The sequence below is a fragment of the Lachnospira hominis (ex Liu et al. 2021) genome (assembly GCF_014287955.1).
Classification (GTDB): Bacteria; Bacillota; Clostridia; order Lachnospirales; family Lachnospiraceae; genus Lachnospira; species Lachnospira hominis.
This window is the reverse complement of sequence record NZ_JACOPD010000001.1, coordinates 376738-403737: the sequence shown is the minus strand read 5'-3', so window position 1 is coordinate 403737 and position 27000 is coordinate 376738. Positions and strand designations below refer to the sequence as shown.

General features: G+C 37.4%; 28 protein-coding genes and 1 tRNA gene. 21 read left to right on the top strand and 8 right to left on the bottom strand.

Translation table 11 applies throughout. The features are described from left to right. Both H8S01_RS01940 and H8S01_RS01935 read left to right on the top strand, forming a co-directional pair. The gene (locus tag H8S01_RS01940; protein ID WP_021865658.1) at positions 1 to 954 is read left to right on the top strand and encodes an NYN domain-containing protein; all 954 of its coding nucleotides are present in this window, start codon (positions 1 to 3) and stop codon (positions 952 to 954) included. A 34-nt stretch (positions 955 to 988) separates the two neighbouring features. Beyond that, positions 989 to 1468 (top strand): S-ribosylhomocysteine lyase, encoded by a 480-nt coding sequence (locus H8S01_RS01935; RefSeq protein WP_021865657.1) that lies wholly within the window; start codon positions 989 to 991, stop codon positions 1466 to 1468. A gap of 104 nt (positions 1469 to 1572) precedes the next feature. Here the strand turns inward: H8S01_RS01935 and H8S01_RS01930 are convergent, their stop codons facing one another. The 3 genes from H8S01_RS01930 to fba all read right to left on the bottom strand — a co-directional run bounded on the left by H8S01_RS01930 (position 1573) and on the right by fba (position 5688). After that, positions 1573 to 3684, bottom strand: a complete 2112-nt coding sequence (locus H8S01_RS01930) for a glutamine synthetase III (protein ID WP_021865656.1) — start codon at positions 3682 to 3684, stop codon at positions 1573 to 1575. A 268-nt stretch (positions 3685 to 3952) separates the two neighbouring features. Next, positions 3953 to 4819: a class B sortase gene (locus tag H8S01_RS01925; protein ID WP_186835980.1), complete on the bottom strand. Its 867-nt coding sequence runs from the start codon at positions 4817 to 4819 to the stop codon at positions 3953 to 3955. 5 nt (positions 4820 to 4824) lie between these two features. Then, entirely contained in the window at positions 4825 to 5688 is an 864-nt protein-coding gene (gene fba / locus H8S01_RS01920; RefSeq protein ID WP_021865654.1) for a class II fructose-1,6-bisphosphate aldolase, read from the bottom strand. A 201-nt stretch (positions 5689 to 5889) separates the two neighbouring features. Here fba and H8S01_RS01915 point away from each other — a divergent pair, with 201 nt between their 5' ends. The 3 genes from H8S01_RS01915 to H8S01_RS01905 all read left to right on the top strand — a co-directional run bounded on the left by H8S01_RS01915 (position 5890) and on the right by H8S01_RS01905 (position 8389). Next, positions 5890 to 6204 carry a hypothetical protein gene (locus tag H8S01_RS01915; RefSeq protein ID WP_186835979.1) on the top strand — a complete coding sequence of 105 codons (315 nt, stop codon included), beginning with the start codon at positions 5890 to 5892 and terminating at the stop codon, positions 6202 to 6204. 314 nt (positions 6205 to 6518) lie between these two features. Next, entirely contained in the window at positions 6519 to 7601 is a 1083-nt protein-coding gene (locus H8S01_RS01910; RefSeq protein ID WP_021865652.1) for a hypothetical protein, read from the top strand. Then, a complete protein-coding gene (locus tag H8S01_RS01905) occupies positions 7598 to 8389 on the top strand; it encodes a TPM domain-containing protein (protein ID WP_021865651.1) in 792 nt (263 codons plus the stop codon). Before H8S01_RS01910 ends, H8S01_RS01905 begins: the two co-directional genes overlap by 4 nt. A gap of 90 nt (positions 8390 to 8479) precedes the next feature. Here the strand turns inward: H8S01_RS01905 and H8S01_RS01900 are convergent, their stop codons facing one another. Then, entirely contained in the window at positions 8480 to 9004 is a 525-nt protein-coding gene (locus H8S01_RS01900) for a peptidylprolyl isomerase (protein ID WP_021865650.1), read from the bottom strand. A 143-nt stretch (positions 9005 to 9147) separates the two neighbouring features. Between H8S01_RS01900 and H8S01_RS01895 the strand changes: the two genes are divergently transcribed. Further along, on the top strand, positions 9148 to 9972 hold the full coding sequence (locus tag H8S01_RS01895; protein ID WP_186835978.1) for a GNAT family N-acetyltransferase: 825 nt from the start codon (positions 9148 to 9150) through the stop codon (positions 9970 to 9972). Between the two features lie 17 nt (positions 9973 to 9989). Here the strand turns inward: H8S01_RS01895 and H8S01_RS01890 are convergent, their stop codons facing one another. Next, complete coding sequence (locus H8S01_RS01890) at positions 9990 to 10688, bottom strand: hypothetical protein (RefSeq protein ID WP_021865648.1); 699 nt, start codon at positions 10686 to 10688, stop codon at positions 9990 to 9992. A gap of 191 nt (positions 10689 to 10879) precedes the next feature. Between H8S01_RS01890 and H8S01_RS01885 the strand changes: the two genes are divergently transcribed. After that, on the top strand, positions 10880 to 11581 hold the full coding sequence (locus H8S01_RS01885; protein WP_021865647.1) for a YesL family protein: 702 nt from the start codon (positions 10880 to 10882) through the stop codon (positions 11579 to 11581). Between the two features lie 213 nt (positions 11582 to 11794). On the opposite strand, the gene H8S01_RS01880 is transcribed toward H8S01_RS01885, so the two are convergent. Both H8S01_RS01880 and H8S01_RS01875 read right to left on the bottom strand, forming a co-directional pair. Next, positions 11795 to 12133, bottom strand: a complete 339-nt coding sequence (locus tag H8S01_RS01880) for a P-II family nitrogen regulator (protein WP_021865646.1) — start codon at positions 12131 to 12133, stop codon at positions 11795 to 11797. Between the two features lie 21 nt (positions 12134 to 12154). Next, positions 12155 to 12730, bottom strand: coding sequence for a hypothetical protein (locus H8S01_RS01875; RefSeq protein ID WP_186835977.1), 576 nt, complete (start codon positions 12728 to 12730; stop codon positions 12155 to 12157). Between the two features lie 213 nt (positions 12731 to 12943). On the opposite strand from H8S01_RS01875, the gene H8S01_RS01870 reads away from it, so the two are divergent. From H8S01_RS01870 to H8S01_RS01840, 7 genes are all read left to right on the top strand, one after another. Continuing rightward, positions 12944 to 13840 (top strand): DUF2156 domain-containing protein, encoded by an 897-nt coding sequence (locus tag H8S01_RS01870; protein WP_186835976.1) that lies wholly within the window; start codon positions 12944 to 12946, stop codon positions 13838 to 13840. Positions 13841 to 13900: 60 nt separating this feature from the next. After that, the gene (locus H8S01_RS01865) at positions 13901 to 14401 is read left to right on the top strand and encodes a YkgJ family cysteine cluster protein (protein ID WP_021865643.1); all 501 of its coding nucleotides are present in this window, start codon (positions 13901 to 13903) and stop codon (positions 14399 to 14401) included. Positions 14402 to 14521: 120 nt separating this feature from the next. Then, positions 14522 to 14914: a hypothetical protein gene (locus tag H8S01_RS01860; protein WP_186835975.1), complete on the top strand. Its 393-nt coding sequence runs from the start codon at positions 14522 to 14524 to the stop codon at positions 14912 to 14914. Positions 14915 to 15032: 118 nt separating this feature from the next. Then, positions 15033 to 15105, top strand: a tRNA-Gln gene (locus H8S01_RS01855). A 98-nt stretch (positions 15106 to 15203) separates the two neighbouring features. Then, positions 15204 to 16028, top strand: coding sequence for a S1 RNA-binding domain-containing protein (locus H8S01_RS01850; protein ID WP_186835974.1), 825 nt, complete (start codon positions 15204 to 15206; stop codon positions 16026 to 16028). Positions 16029 to 16128: 100 nt separating this feature from the next. After that, a complete protein-coding gene (locus tag H8S01_RS01845) occupies positions 16129 to 16503 on the top strand; it encodes a RidA family protein (protein ID WP_021865640.1) in 375 nt (124 codons plus the stop codon). Between the two features lie 40 nt (positions 16504 to 16543). Continuing rightward, a complete protein-coding gene (locus H8S01_RS01840) occupies positions 16544 to 17497 on the top strand; it encodes a CPBP family intramembrane glutamic endopeptidase (RefSeq protein WP_186835973.1) in 954 nt (317 codons plus the stop codon). Positions 17498 to 17617: 120 nt separating this feature from the next. Here the strand turns inward: H8S01_RS01840 and H8S01_RS01835 are convergent, their stop codons facing one another. Continuing rightward, on the bottom strand, positions 17618 to 17794 hold the full coding sequence (locus tag H8S01_RS01835; protein WP_021865638.1) for a YjfB family protein: 177 nt from the start codon (positions 17792 to 17794) through the stop codon (positions 17618 to 17620). A gap of 411 nt (positions 17795 to 18205) precedes the next feature. Between H8S01_RS01835 and H8S01_RS01830 the strand changes: the two genes are divergently transcribed. The 7 genes from H8S01_RS01830 (at position 18206) to uvrB (ending at position 26994) form a co-directional block, all read left to right on the top strand. Next, the gene (locus tag H8S01_RS01830) at positions 18206 to 19321 is read left to right on the top strand and encodes an ABC transporter ATP-binding protein (RefSeq protein ID WP_186835972.1); all 1116 of its coding nucleotides are present in this window, start codon (positions 18206 to 18208) and stop codon (positions 19319 to 19321) included. Between the two features lie 168 nt (positions 19322 to 19489). Continuing rightward, on the top strand, positions 19490 to 20581 hold the full coding sequence (locus H8S01_RS01825; protein ID WP_021866025.1) for a PucR family transcriptional regulator: 1092 nt from the start codon (positions 19490 to 19492) through the stop codon (positions 20579 to 20581). Positions 20582 to 20596: 15 nt separating this feature from the next. After that, entirely contained in the window at positions 20597 to 21283 is a 687-nt protein-coding gene (ftsE, locus tag H8S01_RS01820; RefSeq protein ID WP_021840326.1) for a cell division ATP-binding protein FtsE, read from the top strand. Beyond that, complete coding sequence (gene ftsX / locus H8S01_RS01815; protein WP_186835971.1) at positions 21273 to 22181, top strand: permease-like cell division protein FtsX; 909 nt, start codon at positions 21273 to 21275, stop codon at positions 22179 to 22181. The genes ftsE and ftsX overlap by 11 nt, the downstream gene beginning before the upstream one ends. A gap of 69 nt (positions 22182 to 22250) precedes the next feature. Then, a complete protein-coding gene (locus tag H8S01_RS01810; RefSeq protein ID WP_186835970.1) occupies positions 22251 to 23474 on the top strand; it encodes a murein hydrolase activator EnvC family protein in 1224 nt (407 codons plus the stop codon). Positions 23475 to 23557: 83 nt separating this feature from the next. Beyond that, a complete protein-coding gene (locus H8S01_RS01805; RefSeq protein ID WP_243204174.1) occupies positions 23558 to 24859 on the top strand; it encodes a S41 family peptidase in 1302 nt (433 codons plus the stop codon). A gap of 140 nt (positions 24860 to 24999) precedes the next feature. Next, the gene (gene uvrB, locus H8S01_RS01800) at positions 25000 to 26994 is read left to right on the top strand and encodes an excinuclease ABC subunit UvrB (protein WP_021866021.1); all 1995 of its coding nucleotides are present in this window, start codon (positions 25000 to 25002) and stop codon (positions 26992 to 26994) included. The last annotated feature ends 6 nt before the right edge of the window (positions 26995 to 27000 follow it).

Sequence of the window (27000 nt, the reverse complement as noted above, 5' to 3'; positions counted from 1 at the left end):
ATGGAAGAGAAAAAATATGCAGTGCTAATTGACGGGGATAACATTTCGTCGAAATATCTGGACAGCATTTTGAATGAAATGACAAAATATGGTATTGCAACATATAAAAGAATATATTGTGATTTTACAAGCCAGCAGTCATCAAAATGGCGGAGACTTGTAAGGGATAGCGGAATTCAGGCAATGCAGCAGTTTGCTAATACTGTCGGCAAGAATGCGACTGATTCGACGCTGATAATTGACGCCATGGATATTCTGTATACAGGAAATGTAGACGGATTCTGTATTGTGTCAAGTGATGGGGATTTTACTAGACTTGCAATAAGGCTGAAAGAGTCGGGAATGGATGTAATCGGAATGGGAGAGAGTAAAACTCCGAGATCATTCCGTGCGGCGTGTACGGTATTTACAGATTTGGAAATACTTTATGAGGCAGAATCGGAAGACGATGAAATCAGTACAAAAGGCAAGAAGCCTGCAGTTAAGCATAATGTTGTAAAGGTTTCGGAGATTGAAAATGTAATTATTGAGATAATTAACGAAAATAACAACAAAGGCAGGAGAACAGGGCTTGGAGAAATCGGAAGCCGTATACAGAAAAAATATAATGACTTTGATGTCAGACAGTATGGCTACAGTTCCCTTTCTACATTTATAGACGAAATTGACAGCTTTGTGTTGATAAAAGAAAACAATACTGTCCATGTGGCATTAAAAGAAGACAATGATGTCAAAGAAAAAGTAGTTCAGTTTGCAAAAGAGTATGTAAAAAAAGCCGGAAAAAACGGCATAGATTTAGGTGCTCTCGGACAGAAAATACATGGAAAATATCCTAACTTTAAGGTTAAAGAATACGGTTATTCTACACTTCAGAAGTTCATTTCAGGAATAAACATATTCAGGATAGAGTCCGATGAAGATAACAGAAAAGTAATATTTTTAAAGGAAAAGTAATGAATAAAATATTAAGGGAAAGAGGTTAAATATTATGAACAAAATAGCAAGTTTTACAGTTAATCATCTGAATCTGCTTCCGGGGGTATACGTTTCAAGACGTGATTATATCGGAAGTGAAGTTGTGACAACATTTGATTTACGTTTTACAAGACCAAATCTTGAGCCACCTATGGATAATCCTGGAATTCATTCAATAGAACATCTTGTTGCTACATTTTTAAGAAACCACCCTGTATGGAGCGACAAGACAATATATTTTGGACCTATGGGCTGCCGTACAGGATTTTATGTAATATTTGCAGGGGAGCTTAACTCTGAAGATATTCTTGATGTATTGAGAGAAGCCGCTGATTTTGTGCTTTCTTATGAGGGTGAGATTCCGGGATATTCTCCGAGGGACTGTGGTAATTATCTTGATAATAACCTCAAACTTGCACAGATTTACATGGACAAGTTCAAGAGAGAAGTTCTTGATAATCCGACACCTGACAGACTTACTTATCCGGAATAATCAGTCAGAGAAAATAATTAATTATAAACAATACAAAAGGACTTCGCGGATTAATCTGCGAAGTCCTTTTTGGAAGACAAAAATTTATTTAACTCTGATGAGAATTAAACCTCGAATAATAAATCGCCATATGAAGGGAATGGCCAGAATTCCTTGTCAACAATCATTTCGAGCTTGTCAGCAGGGGCTCTCAATTCATCCATTGCAACCTTAACAACATCTCTGAAATATGTTGCCTGCTCTTTACCTTCAGTAATATCTGAAGCCTTTTCAGTAACTTCTGTAAGCTTTTTCAAAGCAGCCTTCATTTCTTTTAAGTATTTAGTAACTTCATCGAGAAGTTCTTTCTGTGTAGAACTGTCAACACCAGCCTCGCTTACTGCGATAACTGAATTAGCAAGCTCTGTTGTATATGAAACAACAGCTGGGATGATGTGCTTGCTTGCAATATCAATCATAGACTTAGCTTCAATATTGATAGCCTTAGCGTAAGCTTCGTACTTGATTTCGGCTCTTGATCTTAATTCTGACTCTGTAAATACACCAAATGATTCAAAGAGCTTAATAGCCTTAGGTGCTGTAAGAGCTGGAACAGCATCAACCATGGATTTGATATTTGGAAGACCTCTTCTTTCGGCTTCTTCAACCCATTCATCAGAATAACCATTTCCGTTAAATACGATTCTGTGATGTTCTGTGAAGAGTTTCTTAATCATATCATGGCAAGCCATGTCAAAGTTGTCAGCCTTTTCAAGTTCATCAGCAATTTCCCTGAAGCTTTCTGCAACGATTGTATTTAATACAACATTTGCAGGAGCGATTGAATCAGAAGAACCAACCATACGGAATTCAAACTTGTTACCTGTGAAAGCGAATGGTGATGTTCTGTTTCTGTCTGTAGCATCTTTATTTAAATCAGGAAGTGTAGAAGCACCAGTCTTTAATTTGCCCTTCTGTATTGAGTTAGTAGCATCACCTTTGTCGATAAGCTGCATAACTACGTCCTCTAACTGCTCGCCAAGGAACATAGAAATGATTGCTGGAGGTGCTTCGTTAGCACCAAGTCTGTGATCGTTACCAACGTCAGAAGCGGATTCACGAAGAAGGTCTGCGTGAGTGTCAACTGCCTTCATTACGGCACCAAGTACAAGAAGGAACTGGATGTTTTCGTGAGGAGTTTTACCCGGGTCTAAGAGATTAATGCCATCATCTGTTGTGATTGACCAGTTGTTGTGCTTACCTGAACCGTTAACACCTGCGAATGGCTTCTCATGGAGAAGACATACAAGATTGTGGCGATAAGCAACTTTCTTTAATACTTCCATTGTAAGCTGGTTGTTATCTGTAGCTGTATTGCACTGTGCATAGATTGGAGCAAGCTCATGCTGTGCAGGAGCAACTTCGTTATGCTGTGTCTTTGCTGAAACACCCATTTTCCAGAGTTCCTTGTTGACATCCTTCATGAATGCACCGATTCTTTCACGGATAGCACCGAAGTAATGGTCATCAAGTTCCTGACCCTTAGGAGGCATAGCACCGAAAAGTGTACGTCCTGAGAAGATTAAGTCTTTTCTCTGTAAGTATTTATCTCTGTCTACAATGAAATATTCCTGTTCAGCACCAACAGAAGGAGTTACTTTCTTTGAAGTTGTATTGCCGAATAATTTTAAAATACGGAGAGACTGTTCGTTGATTGCATCCATTGAACGAAGAAGAGGTGTCTTCTGGTCAAGAGCTTCACCTGTATAAGAACAGAAAGCTGTAGGGATGCAAAGAGTAGCACCTGTTGCATCTTCACGTACAAATGCAGGTGAAGTGCAGTCCCATGCTGTATAACCTCTTGCTTCAAATGTTGCTCTTAATCCGCCTGAAGGGAATGAAGAAGCATCTGGCTCACCTTTAATAAGTTCCTTACCGGAGAACTCCATAAGAACTTTACCATTTTCGTTAGGTGCAGAGATGAAAGAATCATGTTTTTCAGCAGTAGAGCCTGTGAGAGGCTGGAACCAGTGTGTATAATGTGTGGCACCTTTCTCAATAGCCCAATCTTTCATTTCATTAGCAATAACATCTGCATCTGCGAGCTGTAATTCCTTTTCGCCTTTCATTGCAAGTTTAAGATTCTTATAAACGTTTTTTGGCAGACGTTCTTTCATAACTGTGTCATTAAACACGTTTTCGCCGAAAATCTCAGCAACATTAATCTTTTCACTCATGTTTTTGTCTTCCTTCCTTTATATGTATTTATTATTTAGATAGTAGAACTAAAAAAGGCATTCCCATTTATATCAAGAAGTATATAAATTGGAACGCCTTTGTTCTGCTATTAAATTACGACAATCATCTGTCTTTAAATAAAATAACTCAAAAACATTTATTATGCAAGTGTTTTTTTGAAAATTATTTAAAAATTTAATTTTATAGAGTACAAAACCGCCAAATAGCAAGCTGGTACGGAATGAACCGTGTCAGAAATATGCTGTTCTACGGTATAACAGATTCACCGATATAACTGCCATGTATTATGAGACGTTTAGTAAGATTATCTGCACATGTTGAAAGTGTGATAATCTGAGTTGCTTCACTCACATCACCCGTTGTTTCATACATGGTCAGTTCCTTACGCTGCATTGCATATTGTCTCATGGATGCAATATCAGGAAAATTAAATGTAAATGTATCGCTGACCGGGTCAGTAAGATACACACTGAAAATCTGATACTCTTTAATCTTATCCTGTGTATAAATGTAGAACTTGTCATTACCTTCTGTAGAATAAAAACCGGAATTACGGTATTTATGCAGAGAAGAGAACATAGTTCCGCTGTATAATGTGTGACCATATATTATTACATGGCTTGCTGTAATGCCGCCTTTTATACGATAGTCGATGAAAGGACAGCCGTTTTTATTAATGGAACCGTCAATTGTGGTTTCAAGATACTTTTCATTATCTGTTCCCTGGACAATCGGCAGACGTAAATTCACAGAGGGCACATAAATATACCCCTGGGCGTCAGGATTGATTGCAAGGAGAGCTTCATGATTATATTTGAAAGGAATCTCAACTTCACCCTCAGGCATCTCAACGGTTACCGGAGTATTATCGTCAAGAACCTCTGACTGGACATCTTTATAAATATCAGAACCCTTCTTATACTCGAGCAGTATCTTTATGAGCATACCGGCTGATACACAAAAGACAATTATACATATAATGAGAATTATACGTCGTATTACAGATCCTTTCTTTTTTGATTTTTCCTGCTTGTCAAATGCAATATCAGCTTCATCTTCTTTGTATTCTGTATCATTAATGATGTAGTCATCATCAGAGTGCTTTGAATCCATTATAATCAGGCCTTTCCGGCTGAACCGAAAAGAGTAATCTTTTCACGTACAGTCTGTTTTATTGCTTCGGTACCAGGAGCTAAAAGTTTTCTAGGGTCAAATCCTTTACCTTCAAGGTCTTTTCCTTCTTCAATGTACTTTCTTGTAGCAGCAGCAAATGCAAGCTGACATTCTGTATTAACATTAATCTTGGCAACACCGAGAGAAATTGCTTTTTTAATCATATCCTCAGGGATACCTGTACCACCGTGAAGAACTAATGGCATATTGCCGACTTTTGCTTTGACAGCTTCAAGAGTTTCAAAGCTTAAACCTTTCCAGTTAGCTGGATATTTGCCGTGGATATTGCCAATTCCGGCTGCAAGCATGTTGACACCGAGGTCAGCAATTGCTTTGCACTCATCAGGATCTGCACACTCTCCGGCACCGATAACACCGTCTTCTTCGCCGCCGATAGCACCAACTTCGGCTTCAAGTGACATGCCAAGAGCCTTAGTAATGGCAACGAGTTCTTTTGTCTTTTCAACATTTTCTGCGATTGGATAATGTGAGCCGTCAAACATTATAGAAGAAAATCCGGCTTTGATACACTTGTAGCATCCTTCGTATGTTCCGTGGTCAAGGTGAAGAGCAACAGGAACCGTTATCTCCATAGAATCTGTAAGAGCTTTAACCATATCGGCAACGACTTTGAAGCCGCCCATATACTTTCCGGCACCTTCAGAAACGCCGAGGATAACAGGTGCATTCATCTCCTGTGCAGTAAGAAGAATAGACTTAGCCCACTCAAGATTGTTAATGTTGAAGTGACCTACTGCATATTTGCCCTCACGGGCCTTGTTCAACATATCTGTAGCATTAACTAACATAAGATATACCTCCCGAATAAAATATTTTAACTATCAACATAAAAATATTATACATTATATTCAGACAAATTAAAAGCTAAATTTTGTTGTTAGAAACATTCATATATTGTATAATGTGAACAGAATTTGTAGCGGTTATATTACAGATTTCGTATGATATATATAGAGGTGGCAGAAAAATCAAAAAAGGAGGTAATTTATATGACAATATTATCTACGCTCGCAGCAAATGCTGCAATGTTTGCATGTGAGATTGACTTTAATGATGCTGAAGCACATGCAGGAACATCGTTTGTACCATTTTTGGGATTTATGGTATTTCTTATAGGTCTGGTATTCTGTTTTATCGGAATAGTTAAGATTAATGATGCAAAAAAGCAGTGGTATCTTTTCTACGATAACCGTGATAAAGATGACAGAAAACAGCCTAAGTATGCAAAAGAGAAAAAAACAGGCATTATATTTGTTGTTATTGGAGTAGTATGTATGATAGCTTCATTTATTATTATGCGTTAAGAGCTGAAATGTCGAAATCAGGCGTAAGCCGTCAATGTTTCATGTAATGCAAGTGAATTTTAGGTAAAAAAACACTGCCCGTTTTTGACGGGCAGTGAAAAGAGGGAGGAGAGCTGTTCTCTATAAATTAACAACTCGATTTATGAAAAAATTCTTGTAAACATTTTAATGTTGAGTTATCTGTTCAACTCATTTTTAATTCTCTTTTAGTATATGTTGGAAAAGTGAAGAAAAAATGTTCATAATGTAAATTTAAATTGAATGATATATGAATAAATTATGAACATAAATATTAATTATGGGGAGGAATTATAATGCCTACAACTTACAAATGCCCATCCTGTGGGGCGGCAATGGAATTTGACAGCGATACACAAAAGATGAAGTGTCCGCAGTGTCAGAGGATTATGGATGTCAGTGAATTTGACATGGATGCAGCTGACGGCAATTATGATGAAAATACCGGATTTGCCGGAGAAGGATATGAAAAGGAATCATATGATGGGGAAGCTACAGGTGGAACAATGAATATGAAAACATATCATTGCACAAGCTGTGGAGCTGAACTCCTTGCTGATGAATACACATCGGCAGTGATATGTTCATTCTGCGGTAATCCATCACTTGTGGAGGACAGACTTACAGGAGCATATAAACCAAAGAGAATTATTCCTTTTAAAATTAACCGTGATGCTGCTGTTGATGCGTATAAAAAATGGGTGCACAAAGGACCGCTTACGCCGGCAGCATTAAAGAGCCAGTCAACAATAGAAAAAATATCAGGTCTGTATGTACCATTTTGGCTTTATGATTACAAGGCTGAAGACAGAATGATTGCAGATGCCGAAAAAATAAGAACAATAAGGCGTGGAAATACAGAGTATACATATCATGACCATTTTTATGTATACAGGGATGTTGAGGCTGATTTCAAAAAGATTCCGGCAGATGCTTCTGAAAAGATGGAAGATGGAGCCATGGATAAGATGGAGCCGTATAATTATGCTGAGTTAAAAGATTTTGAGCCGGCATATCTTTCCGGTTATCTGTCCGAAAGATATAATTTTATGCATCAGCAGATGGAAGAACGCGTTAATAGGAGAGTTGATAAGTACATAACAGAGCTTACAAGAGATACAATTGCCGGGTACAGCAGTGTCAATGTGAGACATAATGATATAAGGAGAAATAATTATAATGCAGAATATGCCCTTCTGCCTGTGTGGGTTCTTAACTGCCGTTATCACGGAAAAGACTTCCAATTCATGTTAAACGGACAGACAGGGAAAATAGTTGCAGACCGCCCGATAAGCAAAGGTAAGGCATTTGCATGGGGAGTAGGAACATTCGTTGTTTCACTTGCTGTTATGATGTTGGGAGGTATGTTTATATTATGATGAATGTAAGGTTTAACAAAATTAAGAATATTTTTCTGGCAGCACTGGCAGTCCTTATGCTGTTTTTAAGTTTTCCACAGGTATTATATGCAAAAGATCCGGATTCATCAAAGATATATGTTACAGATGAAGCAGAAATACTATCAGATACAAAGGAGTCAAAGCTTCAGAAAAAATGCAAATCAGTGTCAAAAAACTGTAAGACAGATGTTGCAGTGCTTACTATATCAAAAGGACTTGATTATACAGACCTTGATAATTATGTAAGAACTTTTGCAAAAGAAAAAGGATATGCATATGATGCTTCATCATCAGAAGCTGACTACATCGTCTATGTGATAGATATGAAGTCAAGAGCTGTGAGAGTTGTAACATCAGGAATAGCAAAATCTGATATTTCACAGTCTGACCTTCAGAGTATAATCGATAAGACAACATCGACACTTTCAGATGGAAATTATTATAAGGCATGCGTAAAATACACAGATATTACCCAGAATCTGCTTTCAACAAGCAAAACATATAAGCTTTTCTTATATATGCCAATAAAGCTTGGCATTGCGGCAGTAATAGCAATTATTGTTGTTCTTGTAATGATGTTTAATGCAAAGACTAAGATGACAGTTGACGGAAATACATATGCAAAGAATGGCGTTCATGTATACAGGCGTGAAGACAGATTTATTAATACAACAGTGACAACAAGGACTATAGAGACAAATAATTCATCAGGAGGAAGCTCCGGCGGAGGCGGCGGTAACTCAGGAAGTGCCGGTGGACATTTTTAAATCGGAATTATAAAGAAAAAAGGTCTGTTCCCATCTGTGCAGGCACAGGTGGAAGCAGACCTTTTAATGAATTAAAAGAATGATACAGTATTATAAAGTTTCCGGTTCATCGTAATCAACATCGAAAGTTTCAACAGTTACAGTCTTCATAACCTGTGGCTGTAATGGACGGTCATTCCAGTCTGTATCGCATGTTGCGATTTTATCAAGAACGTCTTCGCCCTCTGTGAGTTTGCCGAATGCTGCATAATCACCATCAAGATGAGGTGCATTTGCATGCATGATAAAGAACTGTGAACCTGCTGAGTCAGGAACCATTGTACGTGCCATAGAAAGAACACCCTTAGTGTGTAAAAGGTCATTCTTGAATCCGTTGTGTGAGAATTCACCTTTGATGCTGTATCCGGGACCACCCATTCCTGTTCCTTCCGGGTCACCGCCCTGAATCATAAAACCTGGAATGATACGGTGGAATACTACGCCGTCATAAAATCCCTTGTTGATAAGGCTTATAAAATTGTTTACTGTATTAGGTGCGATTTCAGGATAAAGTTCAGCCTTCATAACGTCACCATTTTCCATTGTAATTGTAACTATTGGATTTTGATTTGCCATGATTATGTCCTTTCAAAAAATAAAATTCTTAAATATATTTATACAGTAAATTTATGTGAGTGGTCAAGCAAATCTTTTATATTTATGATATATATAAATAAATAAGGCATGAAAACTTGTGAGGAAAGGTTATAAAATTAAAAATGTTAAGAAATATATATGTATATATAAAATATATTACAATTGGCAGCGACGAACTTAATATAATTAAACAAAATCTTGATAAAGAAGTTAATCTTTTCATTCCTGATGATATTGAAGAAATTGATTTTGAAGATTCACTTGTTATTACGGATGTGCCTGAAAATGAATTTAAGATGCAGGCTGAGGCGTGTGGAAAAGACAGCTGTGAGGTAAAGGCTGCAGGGTTTAATACAAAGCCGGGAGAGGGTTATTCTTATGTATGCCAAACACTTGATATGGGGATTTCTTATTACAGGCTTGTATATGCACGCCTTACAGGTGAACCGTTTGTTGTAGCAGAGACAAAAAATTTATTAATAAGGGAGATGACGACAAAAGATCTGCCAGAATTGTATGCTGTATACAGCACACTTGAAGACTGCCGGTACATTGAACAGCTTTACGATTATGATAAAGAACTTGAATTTACAAAAAATTACATAAAAAATATGTATGGATTTTTCGAGTATGGTCTGTGGCTTGTATTTGAAAAAAAATCTGGAAAACTTATAGGAAGAGCTGGCATTGAAAACAGGGAAATAGACGGTGTTACATGCTGCGAGATAGGTTATCTGATAAGAAGAGATATGCAGCATAAAGGGTATGCATATGAAGCGTGTCAGGCAATTCTTGAATATGCATCAGATGAGCTTGGGATACAGGAAATGTTTGCTGTGATAGACAAAACAAACGAGCCGTCACGAAAGCTGGCACAAAAACTTGGCTTTGAACTTTATGCACAGACAGACGGCGGCCCGGATTTATATAAATTTGTATTTGGATAAATTGCATTTGCAAAAAATTACAAATCAAAAGCATAACGGATAAACGCAATAGCATTTTCAGGATTTTTGGCAGATACAACAACTCCGTAGCAAGGTGATTCGAGTGTGAGGTCGGTATCAGTCTTTACCTTCGTATTTGTGAGGTCAACAGCGATAGGAATACGGGTTTTATCAGCTGTTGTATAGTAAATGATGTTTTCCTCACCGATTTTTGCAAGCTCATCATCAGTAAGAATTTCAGTTAAATCATATAAAAATGTCTCGGCATCAGTTGAAAAATAATCGATATAGTCACGATTTGCCATGTAACCATCAATAGAGCCGACAGATGCAAGAATATAAATCTTGTTCTGGCTTATGTTAGCTTCCTGGTCGAGCGGCTTTATTGTTAAAGAATAGTGGCAGTCGAGTTCAACACGTTCTTTTTTTCCGTCAAGACCAATATATCTGGTGAAATTTTTTGTTATATCGTCAGAATATGTATCATATCCTGTAATCTTACCGTCAACAACTACAATATTGCATTTTATATCATAATTATTCTGCACAAAAGAGTAGATGGTATATCCGGCAGCGGCAATTATAATAACAGCGGCAAGCATGTAATATTTATAATAGCCGAAAATGTAACGGATTTTATCGGAAAAAGATAATTCCTTAAAAGATGTCTGCTGTTCTTTCGGCATTTCTTTCTTTGATTTTTTGTTCTGAGCCATAAAGACCTCCTTGATTTGTGTGTGTCGTTAAACATACAGAGTTTAACATAATCAGAGACGAAAAAACATACTTTTATAAATATTTAATAAAAACAGGGGATTATTTAATTAAAAATTCTTTGCTTTTTATGGTTTTTACAGTATAATCTTATTTTGATAGTAACTAAGTACACTGAAAGGAAAACAGACATATGTTTAGTATAGAAGGAAAGTTTTTTAAGGCACTCACTAAAGCGGGAGATTTTCTGATACTTGGCTTTTTGGGCTTTGTATTCAGTATTCCGGTTATAACAATGGGGGCTTCGATTACTGCAATGTTTTATGTTGGCATGAAACTTGTAAGAGATGAAGAAGGATACGTATTTAAAGGATTTATCAAGTCGTTTAAGCAGAATTTCAAACAGGGATTTCTGATAGAATTGATAATTGGCGTAGTTGCAGCATTGCTTATAGCAGATATAAGAATATGCTATATGTGGGCAAAAGCAGATGGCGGAGTTCCGATAAGACTTCTTATGTTTGCGGCAATAGGACTGCTTCTTGTTTTATCAGCAGTTGCACTATATGCATTTCCGATGCTTTCAAAGTTTGAAAATACAGTAATAGGAATACTTAAAAATGCACTTCTGCTCTGTATGCATCATCTGCCACAGACACTTATAATGCTTTTTATAACATATGGTCTTATAGTATTTTCAATCAATTACTTTACGGCATTTATAGTGACAATACCTCTGATTCTTTATATAGACAGCTATGTCCTGTCAAGAATTTTTCTTATTTATGTTAAGAAGAGCCAGGAGGAAAATGCAGTAAAACAGGCACTTGAAGATATAGAAAATGGACATCAGCAGGAATCATCAGAGAGTTCAGAAAGTGATGAAGAAAAATAAATACCGGCAGTCAGTTGTTTTACATAAATTAAAAACCGGCATGATTAAACCTTATTTCAGGCTTAATCATGCCGGTTTATTTACGCGTGTAACGAGCCAAAGTCCGTGCTTGCACGAGACCTTGGCGACTGCCGCGATAACTTGAGAAACTCGCAGAGCGTGTTTCTCATAGTTTTTGCTTGGATTTTGTCATATAGACCGATAGGTCAGACTTTAAAGTGCATCAACTCCGCGTTCGCCGGTTCTTATTCTTACGGCATCGGCTACATCATAGATAAAAATTTTGCCGTCGCCATATGTGCCGGTATTGATTTTATCAATTACAAGATTAATGATTTCCTCGGAAATTTCGTCACTTACAATAGTCTCAACTTTTACTTTTGGAAGCAGATTGCCACCAAAATCAATTCCATTATATTCACGTTTGTGGCCTCTTTGTATTCCATATCCCATGATATTGGTAATCATAAGACCGTGTGCATCACATTCATTGAGAATAGCTTTTAAATCGTCAAGTCTTTCAGGGCGGATGATTATTTCTAATTTTTTCATATCAAAATCCTTTCAGTTAGATTATTTTTCTGTATCCATATGTTTTGTTGGAAGCCCTTCCATGTAGAGCTGGCTGCATGAAGTAAAAACAGATGAACAGTAGTAAATAGAAAATATTACACATACAATCTGAACAAGTGTAGATACAAGTGCGATTCCTGACATAAGTGCGATGAAATTACCGAAAATAAGAATGCCATATAATGCCCATACTAATCTGAGAGAACGTGTGAGAGCTGATTTATCCTGAAATTTAGCTTCAAGGATAAGTCCTTCAGTAAAATAGTATGTCAGATAAATGTTAAATATTGTTGCGACACCGGATACAACCTTTAAAGCATTGTCGCCTCCCATGATAACCATAAGGAAATTAATTACCTGTCCCAGAATTATAAAAATGATGCTTACAACAGATAAGATACGAAATTTTTTGAATACGACATTGCGGCCGCCCAGTGGAAATGCACCGGCTGTAATAAGCACAGCTGCAAGTATGTCGTTAAAAATATCAATGTAAACAGAACCGATTTTTACGTTGAATTGAAGAGTCAGCAGTAAAAAGCCTGCCAGAATAAAAGATATATTTTTTTTGTTCATAATATTGTTAAAATCCTCCATTTCTTTACCATGCAATATGCAAAAACACTAAAATTATTTTAGAGGATATAGATACTGCGGTCAACTTAAAAATAGATTACTTTATAAAAATTTCATTATAGTAATACATTGTACTTGAAACATCAGTGTGTTACAATATCGCCGTTAATTAATACAGGCGATGAACAAAAAATAAGAAAATGAGGATTATTTATGCTTGAATGGTCTATACCTGAGGCGGAAGATGAAGACTGGATAAACAGCTGTATTGCTGTGTCAGGCACAATGGCAAGTGACGCTTCATTTGCCAATATCTATCTGCTTCGCAATAAATATAGTACAAAGATAAGCCGTTATAAAGACTTTATAATAAGAAAGTATTCTGGAAAAGGTGCAAGATGTGGTTATACATTTCCGCTTGGAAAAGGTGATGTCGCAAAGGCACTCGCCGAGATAGAAAAGGATGCAAAAGAGTGTGGTGAACGCCTGCAGTTTGCATTTGTCACAGAAGAACAAAAAGAAGTTCTTGAAAATGCCATGCCGGCACGTTTCTGCTACAGCAGTGATGCCGGGGACAGTGATTATATATATCTGAGAAGCGAACTGGCTTCGCTTTCGGGAAAAGCATTCCATAAGAAGAAAAACCATTTTTCAAAGTTTGTAAGGACGTATCCTGATTATAAATACTATGAGATTGGTGCATGTAATATTTATGATGCACAGAAAGTTGCGGATGCGTGGTATTACGAGCATCTGCAGGATGAGGATGCATCACAGCTGGCTGAGTACAAGGCTATAAAGGAAGCTTTGGAAAACTTTGAAGAACTCGGGCTTATAGGCGGAATAATATATGTTAATGACAGCCCTTGTGCCATGACTATTGCGTCAAAAATAAATGAAAATACTGTTGATGTCCATTTTGAAAAAGCAGTTGGTGAGTATGCATTAAATGGCGGATATGCAGCCATCAATAAGCTTTTTTCCGAAAAACTTGACGGCGTGACATGGCTTAACAGGGAGGAAGATATAGGAATTGAAGGACTGCGTAAGGCAAAGCTGTCTTACAGGCCTAAAATAATGCTGAAAAAATACAGTGCAGTTGAAAAATAAAGCTTTTAAACGGAGTAAAATTGTTAAGATAATCCGGACACAAGCGGAAGGGAGAATATTATGTTATCAAAAGTTCTAGAAAAATCGACATGTGCAAAATGTAAGTTCTGCTGTTCATTCAGAAGATGCAGTCTGTGGGAGACACCGCTTTTTCCGGAAAATACAGTTGAAAAACTTGAAAGCCGGGGAAGTTATCAGTTTGATATGAATGATGACAATGGCAAATATGGAAGGATGCATCTCCAGGACTCATATAATACAGATGATGAAAATGAGGAAGTACCATGTTTTTTCCTTGACCCGGACAAAGGATGTACGTTGTCATACGAAGATAAGCCATTTGACTGTAAAATATGGCCTTTAAGAATAATGAAAAAAGACGATGAGTATGTAATTGCACTTACGCCTACATGTCCGTCAATCGGAAAAGAACCGTCAGATGAGCTGCAAAAGCTCGTTGATGATGGACTTGGCGATATTATTTATGATTATGCCAAAACACATCCATTTATAATAAAAGACTATAAAGAGGGCTTTCCTGTACTTATGGTACGAAAGTAATACTTTTATTTGAAAAATGTAGAAAAAAGTCTTAATATGAGGTTAAAGTTTTTTTATATAATCCGATATATAAAGTGATTACAGATGACTATGGCATAATTGGGAAAGGAGATGCATACTATGGCAATATATGGAATAAATCAGCATGGTTCTCAGATGTATATAAACAGTATTGATGACAGCGATAAACTGAATGTTGTGAAAGATAACGGCAGTATAGATTCTGGAAGCAATGGAATTTCAGATAACAGCAATAGTATGCCGGGAGATTTTGCTGATAATCAGAACAGCAGAAACAATGCACCTAAGTTTTCTGACCCTGAGAAACTGTTTAATATAAAAAAGAATAATGGTTTTGACTTTACAGAAAAATCTGTTAAGTTTAATCAGGATGATATAGACAAAGCGATAGATGATATGAAAAAGGAAGTTGTCCTTGAGCAATATACATATTTCGTTGAGCCGGCAAATCTTGGTACAGATGCGGATGGTACGGTAAGGCTTAAAGGCTGATATTTTCGGGCGTTGTACTTATTGCATTTAGTGTTGTAAAAAAAAATTAAAAAAATTTCAAAAAAACACTTGCATTTTGTAAAAACATCAGATATAATACCATATGTCGTCACGATATTGGGCTTTCGCCAAATGGTAAGGCACTGGATTCTGATTCCAGCATTCTGGGGGTTCGAGTCCCTCAAGCCCAGCTTACCCTCGCATATATGCGAGGGCTTTTTTTATGCTGACAGCGAGCCGAAATCCGTGCTTGTATGACACCCGTTTATTTAAGAAATGGAGAGATTATATGATAGAATTAGGAAAGACACAGTGTCTTAATGTAGTTAAAAAAGTTGATTTTGGCGTTTATCTTGGAACTGAGGAAGATAAGGTGCTTCTTCCAAAGAAAATGGTTCCTGAAGATATAGAAGCCGGGGATGCACTTACTGTTTTTGTATACAGGGATTCAAGTGACAGACTTATTGCCACGACAAAGACTCCTAAGGTGCAGCTTGGCCAGCTCGCGGTTCTTAAAGTTTCGCAGGTCAGCAAAATAGGAGCTTTTCTTGACTGGGGTCTTGAGAAAGATTTATTTATGCCGTTTAAGGAACAGACAAAACATGTCCAGGAGGGCGATGAATGTCTTGTGGCATTATATATAGATAAGAGCAGCAGACTTGCCGCAACAATGAGAGTATATGATTATCTTACAAATGCACAGAACTATGTGAAGGATAGTGCTGTAAGCGGTACAGTTATTGAGATAAACCCTGATTATGGTGTTTATGTTGCCATAGATAACAAATATTTCGGAATGATTCCTAAAAATGAAGTGTTCGGAAAAATTAACATAGGTGACATAATATACGGAAGAGTTTCAAAGGTAAGAGAAGACGGGAAACTTACAATAAGCCTTAAACAGAAAGCATATATCCAGATGGATGAAGATTCTTCTATTATATATGAAGCAATTAAAAATAATGGCGGAAGTCTTCCGTTTACAGACAAAGCGTCACCTGAAATAATAAAAGAACATTTCCAGATGAGTAAAAATGCTTTTAAGCGTGCGGTAGGCAGACTTCTTAAAGAAGGAAAAATTGTTATAAATGAGACTTCAATTAATATGAAATAAATGGTATAATGCACTTTAGCAATTCGCAAAACAAGGAGGCTAAATCCTCTGCTCCTGCATGGGGCAGTCGCATTTTGCTTCGCAAAACAAGGAGGATTTTATGCAGAAAGTTATCAGTACAGATAAGGCACCGGCAGCAATCGGACCTTATTCACAGGCAATCGAAGTTAATGGTATGGTTTATACATCAGGCGTTATTCCTGTAGACCCTGCAACAGGCAATATTGCAGAAGGTGTTGAAGCACAGGCAGAGCAGGCTTTTAAGAACCTTTGTAATCTTGTTGAAGAATCAGGTTCAAAGGTTGAGAATATCATTAAGACAACAGTATTTATTAAAGAAATGAATGATTTCGGAACTATCAATGAGATTTATAAAAAATATTTTAAAGAACCATTCCCGGCTCGTTCATGTGTTGAAGTTGCACGACTTCCAAAGGATGTTCTTTTAGAGGTAGAGGCTATAGCATTTAAGTAAAATGTGGAAAAGTTAATGCAGAAGGGGGTTTTTACGGCATATGTGTAAAAGAATTAATATATTTTTTGCATGTTTTCTTGCATTTTATGTGGCTGGCTCAATGGCTGCCGGACTGGTGATAGGAACGACGGGGATTGACCTGCCTTACTGGGGACAGTGCCTTATAAGCCAGGCAATACTGCTTATTCCGGCATTTATCTATGTATTTATCAATAAGATAAATATATATAAGTGTATTCCATATAGAAAAATTAAGCCGTTAGATGCATTTCTTTCACTTGTATTCGGATATACACTTATTCCTGTGGTTTTGTTTATCAATGTACTTACACAGTTTATATCAACAAATTATATGAATGATGCGGTTTCTGACCTTACTTCATATCCGTTTATAATACAGATAATTCTTCTTGCAGTCATACCGCCTGTTGTGGAGGAGTTTATATTCAGGGGACTTATTTATCATTCATACAGGAAAAACGGAATCTGTGGAGCAGCACTGTTAAGTGGTCTGCTTTTTGGTGTTACACATCTTAATATTAATCAGCTCTGTTATGCTTTTGTAATTGGAGTTATGTTTGCATTTCTTGTCGAGGTAACAGGCTCTATGTGGTCATCAATGATAGCACACTTTGCTGTAAATACTTATTCAATTACTGTAATGAAGATTTTATCGCTCGCCGGTGTTGATGTAAATGCGATGGCAGGACAGACACAGCAGCTTTCATCGGGAAGCATGTTTATTGCAACGATTATTCAGGTGATTGTACTTGGAGCGATTGCAATGGGATTTCTGGCACTTTCGATACTTATATTAAATAAGCTTGCCGAGAGAAACGGAAAAGCCGGATTTATCAGACGTGATTTTGAGTTAAGACATGTGAGAAGAAACGGAGAGAAGTTTGTTACAATACCACTTATAATTACATTGGTTCTTGCATTTGGTTATATGATATTTACTGAAATAATAACAAGACTTACCATGATGGTTTGATAATACTATATGAAAATATAAAACAAAAAGCTTACCGGTTGATTACCCGGTAAGCTTTTTGTTTCGTGGATAAATCCACTGAAAAGAAAATGAGAAAGGAAAAATATAAGAAAAAACGAATTAAACTAAATAATCAATATTCTGTCCGAGATAAGGAGTAACGGAAGATTCCATCATCTTCTTCATCCCATCACCTAAAGTCTCCATGGTGTCAAGACTCTTACTTAAAACAGCGACTTGAACATCACTGGCAACATTAATAGTGCTTTGTGCTATTGACAATGAAGCTATATCCATATCAATCAGCCTCCAAATATTAAAATAATGTAACTTGTTTTGTTTATGTATTGATTATAGTACAATTGTTGTAATAATGCAACACATTTTTTGAAAAAACGGCAGAAAAATTGTTATAACTATTATAAACGCTAATTTTATGGTTAAAATAGTGCAGAATTGTGCCGGTGTTTTGTGAAAAATTCACATGAAATAAGCACATGTAGTAAATTTGCAAAAAAAACCAGACATATATTTGTGAAATTGAGATATGGTTTTTATTATCAAATTATTGTATGATTGTTACATCAAAAAAGTGCCGTGCGTAAGCTGAAGGCACAATAAGAGTGCAAAGATATACATAACTGATGTTTTTCTATTATATTATGACACATTATTTTGCACCTATTTAATTTAGGAGGATTTTTAAGAATGGCAAGTTTATCACTTAAGAATGTATGTAAAGTATATCCTAACGGTTTCGTTGCTGTTAAGGATTTTAATCTTGAAATCGCTGATCAGGAGTTCATCATCTTCGTTGGACCTTCTGGTTGTGGTAAGTCAACAACTCTTCGTATGATCGCTGGTCTTGAGGAAATCAGCTCAGGTGAGCTTTGGATTGGAGACAAACTCGTTAATGATGTAGAACCTAAGGATAGAGATATCGCCATGGTTTTCCAGAACTACGCTTTGTATCCACATATGACAGTATATGATAACATGGCATTTGGTCTTAAGTTAAGAAAAGTACCAAAGGCTGATATTGATAAGGCAGTTCATGAAGCAGCTAAGATTCTTGATATCGAACATCTTCTTGATCGTAAGCCAAAGGCTCTTTCAGGTGGTCAGAGACAGCGTGTTGCCATGGGTCGTGCAATCGTTCGTAGCCCTAAGGTATTCCTTATGGATGAGCCACTTTCAAACCTTGATGCTAAGTTAAGAGTACAGATGCGTGTTGAGATTTCTAAGCTTCACCAGAGATTACAGACAACAATCATCTACGTTACACATGACCAGACAGAGGCTATGACACTTGGTACAAGAATCGTAGTTCTTAAAGATGGTATTATCCAGCAGGTTGATACACCACAGAACCTTTACAACACACCAAACAACATCTTCGTTGCTGGTTTCATTGGTTCTCCACAGATGAACCTTGTTGATGCTGAAGTAGTAGGCAATGGTTCAAGTGTAACATTAAAGCTCAGTGATACAGTTTCTATTGCTTTACCAGCTGATAAGAGCAAACCTATCATTGATGGTGGTTATGTTGGTAAGACAGTTGTTGCTGGTATCCGTCCAGAGGATATCAAGGATGATGAAGAATTCATCACAAAGCATTCAGCTACAACATTTGAAGCTACAGTTAAGGTATACGAATTACTTGGTGCTGAAGTTAACCTTCACTATGATATTGCTGATACAACATGTACAGCTAAGGTTAATCCACGTACAACAGCTCGTCCTGGTGATGTTGTTAAGTTTGCTATGGATATTTCAAGACTTCATGTATTTGATAAAGAGACAGAGCAGATTATCACTCACTAATTGAGTTAATAAGCCAATATCATTTGGTTTTGGTTTTTTTGAATGGAATAATGATGTAATTTTTGAGGAAATGTATAGAAATTATGCATTTCCTCTTTTTTTTTTCGCCATTTTGCATTACAATAAAACAAGGACCTAAAAAGGACTAAAAGCGAAAGGGTGTTCACTATGATATCAAATCAAATATTACAGACAACTGTTGATGGACTTAAAGCAATATCACGGGTGGATTTGTGCGTTATAGATTCAGACGGCAAGATTGCGGCTAAGACATTTGATGATGTTCAAGGCTGTGTTGCAGATGCATTGACATTTATGGATTCGCCGGCAGAGAGCCAGGTTGTAAATGGCTACCAGTTTTTTAAAGTTATAGACGAACAGAATCTTGAATATATTCTTCTTGCAAAGGGAACAAGCGATGATGTTTATATGCTTGGTAAGCTTGCAGCATTTCAGATTCAGAATCTCTTGGTGGCTTATAAGGAAAGATTCGATAAAGATAATTTTATAAAGAATCTTCTTCTAGATAATCTCTTACGTGTAGATATGTATACAAGAGCAGAAAAGTTACATATTGAGACGGATGTTAAGCGTGTTGTTTATATAATTGAGACGAAACACGAAAAAGATACTAATGCACTTGAGATAGTAAGAACTTTATTTGCGGGAAAAGTGCATGATTTTATTACAGCAGTTGATGAGAAGAGTATAATTCTTGTTAAGGAAGTTAAAGGCAATGAGACATATGAAGAACTCGACAAGACCGCACAGGTTATTATTGACATGCTCAATACTGAGGCAATGAGTTCAGCACATATTGCATATGGTACTATTGTGGGTGATATAAGAGAGGTTTCGCGTTCTTATAAAGAAGCTAAGATGGCTCTCGATGTAGGCAAGATTTTCTACAGCAACAAGAATGTGGTTGCTTATAGCAGACTTGGAATCGGACGTCTTATTTATCAGCTTCCGATACCACTTTGTCAGATGTTTATAAGGGAAATATTCGGCGGTAAGTCGCCTGACGATTTTGATGATGAAACATTGTCAACAATTAACAAGTTCTTTGAGAACAGCCTGAATGTTTCAGAGACATCAAGACAGCTTTATATTCACAGAAATACGCTTGTATACAGACTTGATAAGCTCCAGAAGAGCACAGGTCTTGATTTGCGTGTATTTGATGATGCGATTACATTCAAGATTGCACTTATGGTTGTGAAATATATGAAGTATATGGAAAGTAAAGATACATTTTAATGGAGGAGATTACTGATGATAATCTTAGAAAATGTCACAAAGACATACTCATCCGGTACACCTGCCTTAAATGGTATTAATCTGCATGTTCAGAAGGGTGAGTTTGTATTTATAGTAGGTAAAAGCGGTTCGGGTAAATCAACTCTTATAAAGCTTCTGCTTAAAGAGTTAGACCCGACAACAGGAAAGATATATATTAATAAGAAATATCTTAACAAAATCACAAGAAAGAAGCTTCCTTATCTCAGAAGGGACATAGGTGTTGTATTCCAGGATTTCAGGCTTCTTCCGGATAGAAATGTTTATGAAAATATTGCATTTGCAATGAAGGTTGTAGAAGCTCCGTCAAGACAGATTAAGAGCCGTGTCCTTTCTATGCTCTCAATGGTTGGGCTTCTCGACAAATATAAGGCTTATCCGAATGAGCTTTCAGGCGGCGAGCAGCAGAGAGTTGCAATCGCAAGAGCTCTTGTAAACAGACCGGCTATCCTTTTATGTGATGAGCCGACAGGTAACCTTGACCCTGCCAATTCTGCCGAGATTATGAAGATTCTTAATCAGGCTAACAAGCTTGGCACGACTGTCCTTGTTGTTACACATAACATGGAAATTGTGCAGCAGATGAAGAAGAGAACTATCACAATGAGTGAAGGTAAGATTATAAGCGATTTGGAAAAGGGTGGTTATTTCTATGAAGATTAGGTCATTATTTTATCATATAAAAGACGGTCTCAAGAACATATACCGCAACCGTCTGTTTTCACTTGCTTCAATAGCAACAATAGCGGCATGTATATTTCTTTTTGGTATTTTGTATTCACTTGTAATGAATTTCCAGTATATGGTTAAAAAGGCTGAAAATGAAGTCTGTGTTACGGTTTTCTTTGACGAGGGACTTTCAGAGACACAGATTAAGCAGCTCGGTGATACTATTTCAAAAAGAGTTGAAGTTTCTTCAGTACATTACACATCTGCTGAAGAGGCATGGAATAATTTTAAGTCAGAATATTTTAAGGAGTATCCTGAACTCGCAGAAGGATTTAAGAATGATAACCCTCTTGCCAACTCTGCATCTTATGAGGTATATCTCAGCGATGCAAGCATGCAGGGTACACTTGTAACATATCTTGAGAATCTTGACGGCGTAAGACAGGTAAACCGTTCAGAGGTTACTGCGAGCAGCCTTGCAAGTGCAGCAAAGCTTGTAGGATATGTTGCTGCAGCAATTATTATCATACTTCTTGCAGTATCAATTTTCCTTATTACGAATACAATTGTTATTGGTATTACAGTTCGTAAAGATGAGATTTCAATTATGAAATTTATTGGTGCAACTGATGGATTTGTAAATGCACCGTTTTTTGTTGAGGGTATTACAATCGGAATTATCGGTTCAGTAATTCCGCTTGTTATTCTGAGTTATATTTATCAGAAGGTTATCAGCTACGTTCTTGGTAAATTTTCAATTCTCAGCAATATTCTTGCATTTATGCCGATGTCAGATGTTTTCAGAGTTCTTGCACCTGTGGCAATATGCCTCGGAATCGGCATTGGTTTCCTCGGAAGCTTCTTTGCGGTACGTAAGCATGCCAATGTATAAAATGCCGGTTTGAAAAATGTTAAAAAAATGTGCCGTTATCGGATGGTATTGGGAAAGGAGAGGCACCGTATGAAAAAAACGACAATTTTAAAATTTGTTGCTACATTGCTGTGCCTTGCATTATGTGCATCTTCTGTTATGGCTTTGTCTAACGGATTGTTTGCGGCAAAAAAGGTCGCGGCTTCTGACCTTGATGACGTAAAACAGGAAAAAGAAGATAAGGAACAGCAAAGAAAAGATGTTCAAAAGAAAATGGACGAATATAAGGCCAGTGCACAAGATACAAAAGAATATATGGCAATACTTGACGCACAGATGTCAGAACTTAATGGCAGTCTGTACGAACTCCAGATAAAGATGGAAGATCTGAATACACAGATTGATGAGACAACACAGAATCTTGAGGCGGCACAGGAAGATGCAGCAAGCCAGTACGAGATGATGAAGTTAAGAATTAAATTTATGTACGAACATAATGAAGAGAGCTATCTTGCTTTGATTCTTACATCTGAGAGTATGGGTGAAATGTTAAACCGTGCCGAGTATGTTACAAAAATTTCGTCATATGACAGGGATATGCTCACAAAATATGAAGAGACTATTAAGTATATAGCAGAGGCAAAACAGCAGCTCGAGGATGATTATACTGAGCTTGCGGATACACAGTCACAGCTTGAATCACAGCGTGACGAGCTTGCACAGATGCAGGCTGAAAAAGAGAGCGAACTTGCCAATTATAACAGTCTCATAGCATCCTCAAAGGCACAGGAAACGGAACTTTCTAGTGATATCAGCGGACTTACGAGTGAGATAGAGCGTATTGAACGCGAGCTTGAGGAACAGAACAGAAATAACAACAATAATAATGGCGGAAATAGTGGCGGAAGCACAGATATTCCAAGTACGGGAGTATTTCTATGGCCTACAGAATCAAGAAGAATAACTTCTGATTATGGCGATACTGATGGAAGAACAAGTCCACATATCGGAATTGATATAGGTGCAACTAAGCCGGGCGTATGGGGAGACCCTATTTATGCGGCTGACGGAGGAAGAGTTGTAAGAGCTGAGTATAACTGGTCAGCGGGTAACTGGCTCTGGATAGACCATGGCAACGGACTCTATTCTATTTATATGCACTGTTCAGAGTTCCTTGTCCGTGTAGGCCAGACAGTAAACAGAGGAGATAAAATAGCTCTGATGGGTTCGACAGGTGAATCGACAGGGGCACATCTTCATTTCAGTGTGCGTTATGGCGGTACATATGTTAATCCTTGGGGATATTTAAGGTAGAAAGACATATTTTTTATACATAAATCAGAACGGGTCTTAATACGGATTTGTTCTGATTTAAGTTTTTTGAAAGGCGAAAACAGATGGATAATATGGACAATTCAAATCAGCAGAACAATGATTTAAATAATGCGTATGCATCGTATAGGAGAGAAAAAAATAAAAATAAGTCAAAGTTTGGCAAAGGGCTTGTGGCTGGCATTCTTGCAGGAGTTTTCGCAACGGTTTCTGTTGTGGGAATTACAGCTGGGATTTTTGAGAGAAAAGGATATCTTCATTTTGGTGCAAATGGAGAGGTGTATGTGCAGCAGACTTCAACTGATGATTCAGATGGAATAGGAAGTGATGTTGAGGGGAAGCTTAATGCAATTGATTCGCTTCTTGACAGGAATTTTTATTTTGGTGGAACAGATGATGAAAAGGCTGAAAATTATATTTACAAGGCTTTTCTTGATTCCTATGGCGATAAATATACAGTTTATTATACTCCTGATGAATATAAGGCAATCCTTGAATCGACAAGCGGCAAGTTCTATGGAATAGGTGCTGTATGCCAGAAAAATGAGGATGGTTCGATTCTTATCGCAGACCCATATGAGGATGCTCCGGCATACAAAGCGGGAATAAGAAAGGGCGACTGCGTTGTGAAAGTTGACGGAACAGATATAACTGATATGGATTTGTCATCCGCAGTTGCACTTATAAAGGGGGATAAAGGAACAACTGTTAATCTTGAAATAAGAAGGGGTTCACAGACACTTACCTTTACAGTTGAAAGAGCAGAGGTAAATGTAAAGACTGTTGACCATAAAATGATGGATGATAATATTGGATATATTATAATTTCACAGTTTGATGAAGTTACGACAAAGCAGTTTAAAGAAGCATTAGAAGATTTGCAGCAGCAGGGAATGAGCGGACTTATAATTGATATACGTTCAAATCCTGGTGGACTTTTAAACAGCGTTGTTGATATTCTTGATGGGCTTCTTCCGGATGGATTGATTGTGTATACAGAGACTAAGAGCGGAACACGTAAGGAATATAAGGGAAGCAACAGTAATGAACTTAAAGTTCCTCTTGCAGTTCTTGTAAATGAGGATAGTGCGAGTGCTTCAGAGATATTTGCCGGTGCGGTTCAGGATTACGGAAAAGGTGCGATTATCGGAACAAAGACATTCGGTAAAGGTATTGTCCAGACAATACAGCCGCTCACAGACGGAAGTGCTGTAAAGTATACGATTGCCAAATATTTTACTCCTAAGGGACAGGATATTCACGGAAATGGCGTTACACCTGATATTGAGGTTACGCTTCCGGATGATGCTGTAAGTGATGTCCAGTATGAGGCAGCTGTTAACTATCTTAAAGGGAAAATGAATTAAGAGTTTTAAAAGTACAGAACAAATATTCGATTTGTTCTGTACTTTTTTTATTTTGAATGATATACTATAGTGGTAACATACTAGGAATAGTTTATTATTTTAGATATATCACATAGTTTAATCTTAATCAGGAGAACAGTATGAATCATTTTGAGTTGGTATCTGAATATAAGCCGACCGGCGACCAGCCACAGGCAATTAAGAAGCTTTCAGATGGATTTCTTGAGGGCAATCAGTTTGAGACGCTTGTCGGTGTAACCGGTTCGGGAAAGACTTTTACAATGGCTAATATTATTGAGAAAGTGCAGAAGCCTACGCTTATTATTTCACATAATAAGACACTTGCTGCACAGCTTTACGGCGAGATGAAGGAATTTTTTCCAAATAATGCTGTTGAATATTTTGTTTCATATTACGATTATTATCAGCCCGAGGCTTATGTACCGCAGAGCGATACTTATATAGCTAAGGATTCTTCTATTAATGATGAGATTGATAAGTTAAGGCATTCAGCAACAGCCGCACTTTCTGAAAGAAAGGATGTTATTATTGTGGCTTCTGTATCGTGCATATACGGACTCGGTGCACCTATTGATTACCAGAATATGGTTATTTCCCTGCGTCCCGGCATGGAGAAGGACAGAGACGATGTCATAAGAAAGCTTGTTGATATTCAATATATGAGAGGAGACCAGGATTTTAAACGAGGAACTTTCCGTGTGCGTGGCGATGTTGTTGAGGTTTATCCGGCAGCATCAAGTGGAGAGGCTGTAAGAATTGAATTTTTTGGTGATGAAGTTGACAGAATATCTGAGATTGATTCTTTGACTGGAGAAGTCAAGTCAGAGCTTGAACATATTGCGATTTTCCCGAATTCACATTATGTTGTTGATAAGGAAAAGATGGCGGCAGCAATTGAGAATATTAAGGAAGAACTGAAGGAGAGAATTGCTTATTTTAAGAGCGAAGATAAGCTTGTTGAGGCACAGAGAATTGAGGAGAGAACTAATTTTGATATAGAGATGATGCAGGAGACCGGTTTCTGCTCGGGAATTGAGAATTATTCAAGACATCTTGCGGGGCTTCCGGCAGGGGTTCCGCCATATACACTTATGGATTATTTTCCGGATGATTTTCTTATTATAGTTGATGAGTCACACATAACGATTCCACAGATAAGAGGAATGTATGCCGGCGACCAGTCAAGAAAGACAACTCTTGTAGATTATGGTTTCAGGCTTCCATCTGCTAAGGATAACAGACCGCTTAATTTTACTGAATTTGAGAATAAGATTTCGCAGATGTTGTTTGTTTCGGCAACACCATCTGTCTATGAGGAAGAGCATGAACTTTTAAGGGCGGAGCAGATTATACGTCCTACAGGACTTCTGGATCCTGAGATTTTTGTACGTCCTATTGAAGGGCAGATTGATGACCTTGTTTCGGAGATTAACAAGGAGACTAAGAAACATAATAAGATCCTTGTCACAACGCTTACTAAACGTATGGCAGAGGATTTGACAGATTATCTTAAAGAGCTTGGAATACGTGTCAAGTATCTTCATGCCGACATTGATACGCTTGAAAGGCAGAAGATTATACGTGATATGCGAATGGATGCGTTTGACGTGCTTGTTGGTATTAACCTTTTACGAGAAGGTCTTGATATTCCTGAGATTACACTTGTTGCTATTCTTGATGCCGATAAGGAAGGATTTTTAAGGACGGAGACATCGCTTATCCAGACAATCGGACGAGCTGCACGTAACAGTGAGGGACATGTTATTATGTATGCCGATAAGATTACGGAATCAATGGAAAAAGCGATTTCCGAGACGGAAAGAAGACGTCAGATTCAGCAGGAGTATAATGAAGAGCATGGAATAACTCCTCAGACTATAAAGAAGGCTGTGAGGGATCTGATAAGCATTTCCAAGGCAGCAGATGCATCATCCGGCAATGGTGAGACTCTTGAGAAAGATTATGAGTCTATGAGTCGAAAAGAACTTGAAAAGGTTAAGAAGCAGATTGAGAAGAATATGCACAAGGCTGCGGCAGAGCTTAACTTTGAGGAGGCAGCAGTTCTCAGGGATAAGATGATTGAAGTTAATAAGTTTTTATATGAGACGAAGTGAAAGAGG

Bases quoted from the DNA above. Each gene is read 5' to 3' on its own strand.
- uvrB (WP_021866021.1), top strand. From the start codon at position 25,000: ATGAATCATTTTGAGTTGGTATCTGAATATAAGCCGACCGGCGACCAG.
- H8S01_RS01845 (WP_021865640.1), top strand. From the start codon at position 16,129: ATGCAGAAAGTTATCAGTACAGATAAGGCACCGGCAGCAATCGGACCT.
- H8S01_RS01835 (WP_021865638.1), bottom strand. From the start codon at position 17,794: ATGGATATAGCTTCATTGTCAATAGCACAAAGCACTATTAATGTTGCC.
- H8S01_RS01915 (WP_186835979.1), top strand. From the start codon at position 5,890: ATGACAATATTATCTACGCTCGCAGCAAATGCTGCAATGTTTGCATGT.
- H8S01_RS01880 (WP_021865646.1), bottom strand. From the start codon at position 12,133: ATGAAAAAATTAGAAATAATCATCCGCCCTGAAAGACTTGACGATTTA.
- H8S01_RS01825 (WP_021866025.1), top strand. From the start codon at position 19,490: ATGATATCAAATCAAATATTACAGACAACTGTTGATGGACTTAAAGCA.
- fba (WP_021865654.1), bottom strand. From the start codon at position 5,688: ATGTTAGTTAATGCTACAGATATGTTGAACAAGGCCCGTGAGGGCAAA.
- H8S01_RS01870 (WP_186835976.1), top strand. From the start codon at position 12,944: ATGCTTGAATGGTCTATACCTGAGGCGGAAGATGAAGACTGGATAAAC.
- H8S01_RS01930 (WP_021865656.1), bottom strand. From the start codon at position 3,684: ATGAGTGAAAAGATTAATGTTGCTGAGATTTTCGGCGAAAACGTGTTT.
- H8S01_RS01805 (WP_243204174.1), top strand. From the start codon at position 23,558: ATGGATAATATGGACAATTCAAATCAGCAGAACAATGATTTAAATAAT.
- H8S01_RS01860 (WP_186835975.1), top strand. From the start codon at position 14,522: ATGGCAATATATGGAATAAATCAGCATGGTTCTCAGATGTATATAAAC.
- ftsX (WP_186835971.1), top strand. From the start codon at position 21,273: ATGAAGATTAGGTCATTATTTTATCATATAAAAGACGGTCTCAAGAAC.
- H8S01_RS01830 (WP_186835972.1), top strand. From the start codon at position 18,206: ATGGCAAGTTTATCACTTAAGAATGTATGTAAAGTATATCCTAACGGT.
- H8S01_RS01810 (WP_186835970.1), top strand. From the start codon at position 22,251: ATGAAAAAAACGACAATTTTAAAATTTGTTGCTACATTGCTGTGCCTT.
- H8S01_RS01900 (WP_021865650.1), bottom strand. From the start codon at position 9,004: ATGGCAAATCAAAATCCAATAGTTACAATTACAATGGAAAATGGTGAC.
- H8S01_RS01905 (WP_021865651.1), top strand. From the start codon at position 7,598: ATGATGAATGTAAGGTTTAACAAAATTAAGAATATTTTTCTGGCAGCA.
- H8S01_RS01925 (WP_186835980.1), bottom strand. From the start codon at position 4,819: ATGGATTCAAAGCACTCTGATGATGACTACATCATTAATGATACAGAA.
- H8S01_RS01890 (WP_021865648.1), bottom strand. From the start codon at position 10,688: ATGGCTCAGAACAAAAAATCAAAGAAAGAAATGCCGAAAGAACAGCAG.
- H8S01_RS01875 (WP_186835977.1), bottom strand. From the start codon at position 12,730: ATGAACAAAAAAAATATATCTTTTATTCTGGCAGGCTTTTTACTGCTG.
- H8S01_RS01865 (WP_021865643.1), top strand. From the start codon at position 13,901: ATGTTATCAAAAGTTCTAGAAAAATCGACATGTGCAAAATGTAAGTTC.
- H8S01_RS01850 (WP_186835974.1), top strand. From the start codon at position 15,204: ATGATAGAATTAGGAAAGACACAGTGTCTTAATGTAGTTAAAAAAGTT.
- H8S01_RS01935 (WP_021865657.1), top strand. From the start codon at position 989: ATGAACAAAATAGCAAGTTTTACAGTTAATCATCTGAATCTGCTTCCG.
- H8S01_RS01885 (WP_021865647.1), top strand. From the start codon at position 10,880: ATGTTTAGTATAGAAGGAAAGTTTTTTAAGGCACTCACTAAAGCGGGA.
- H8S01_RS01895 (WP_186835978.1), top strand. From the start codon at position 9,148: ATGTTAAGAAATATATATGTATATATAAAATATATTACAATTGGCAGC.
- ftsE (WP_021840326.1), top strand. From the start codon at position 20,597: ATGATAATCTTAGAAAATGTCACAAAGACATACTCATCCGGTACACCT.
- H8S01_RS01840 (WP_186835973.1), top strand. From the start codon at position 16,544: ATGTGTAAAAGAATTAATATATTTTTTGCATGTTTTCTTGCATTTTAT.
- H8S01_RS01910 (WP_021865652.1), top strand. From the start codon at position 6,519: ATGCCTACAACTTACAAATGCCCATCCTGTGGGGCGGCAATGGAATTT.
- H8S01_RS01940 (WP_021865658.1), top strand. From the start codon at position 1: ATGGAAGAGAAAAAATATGCAGTGCTAATTGACGGGGATAACATTTCG.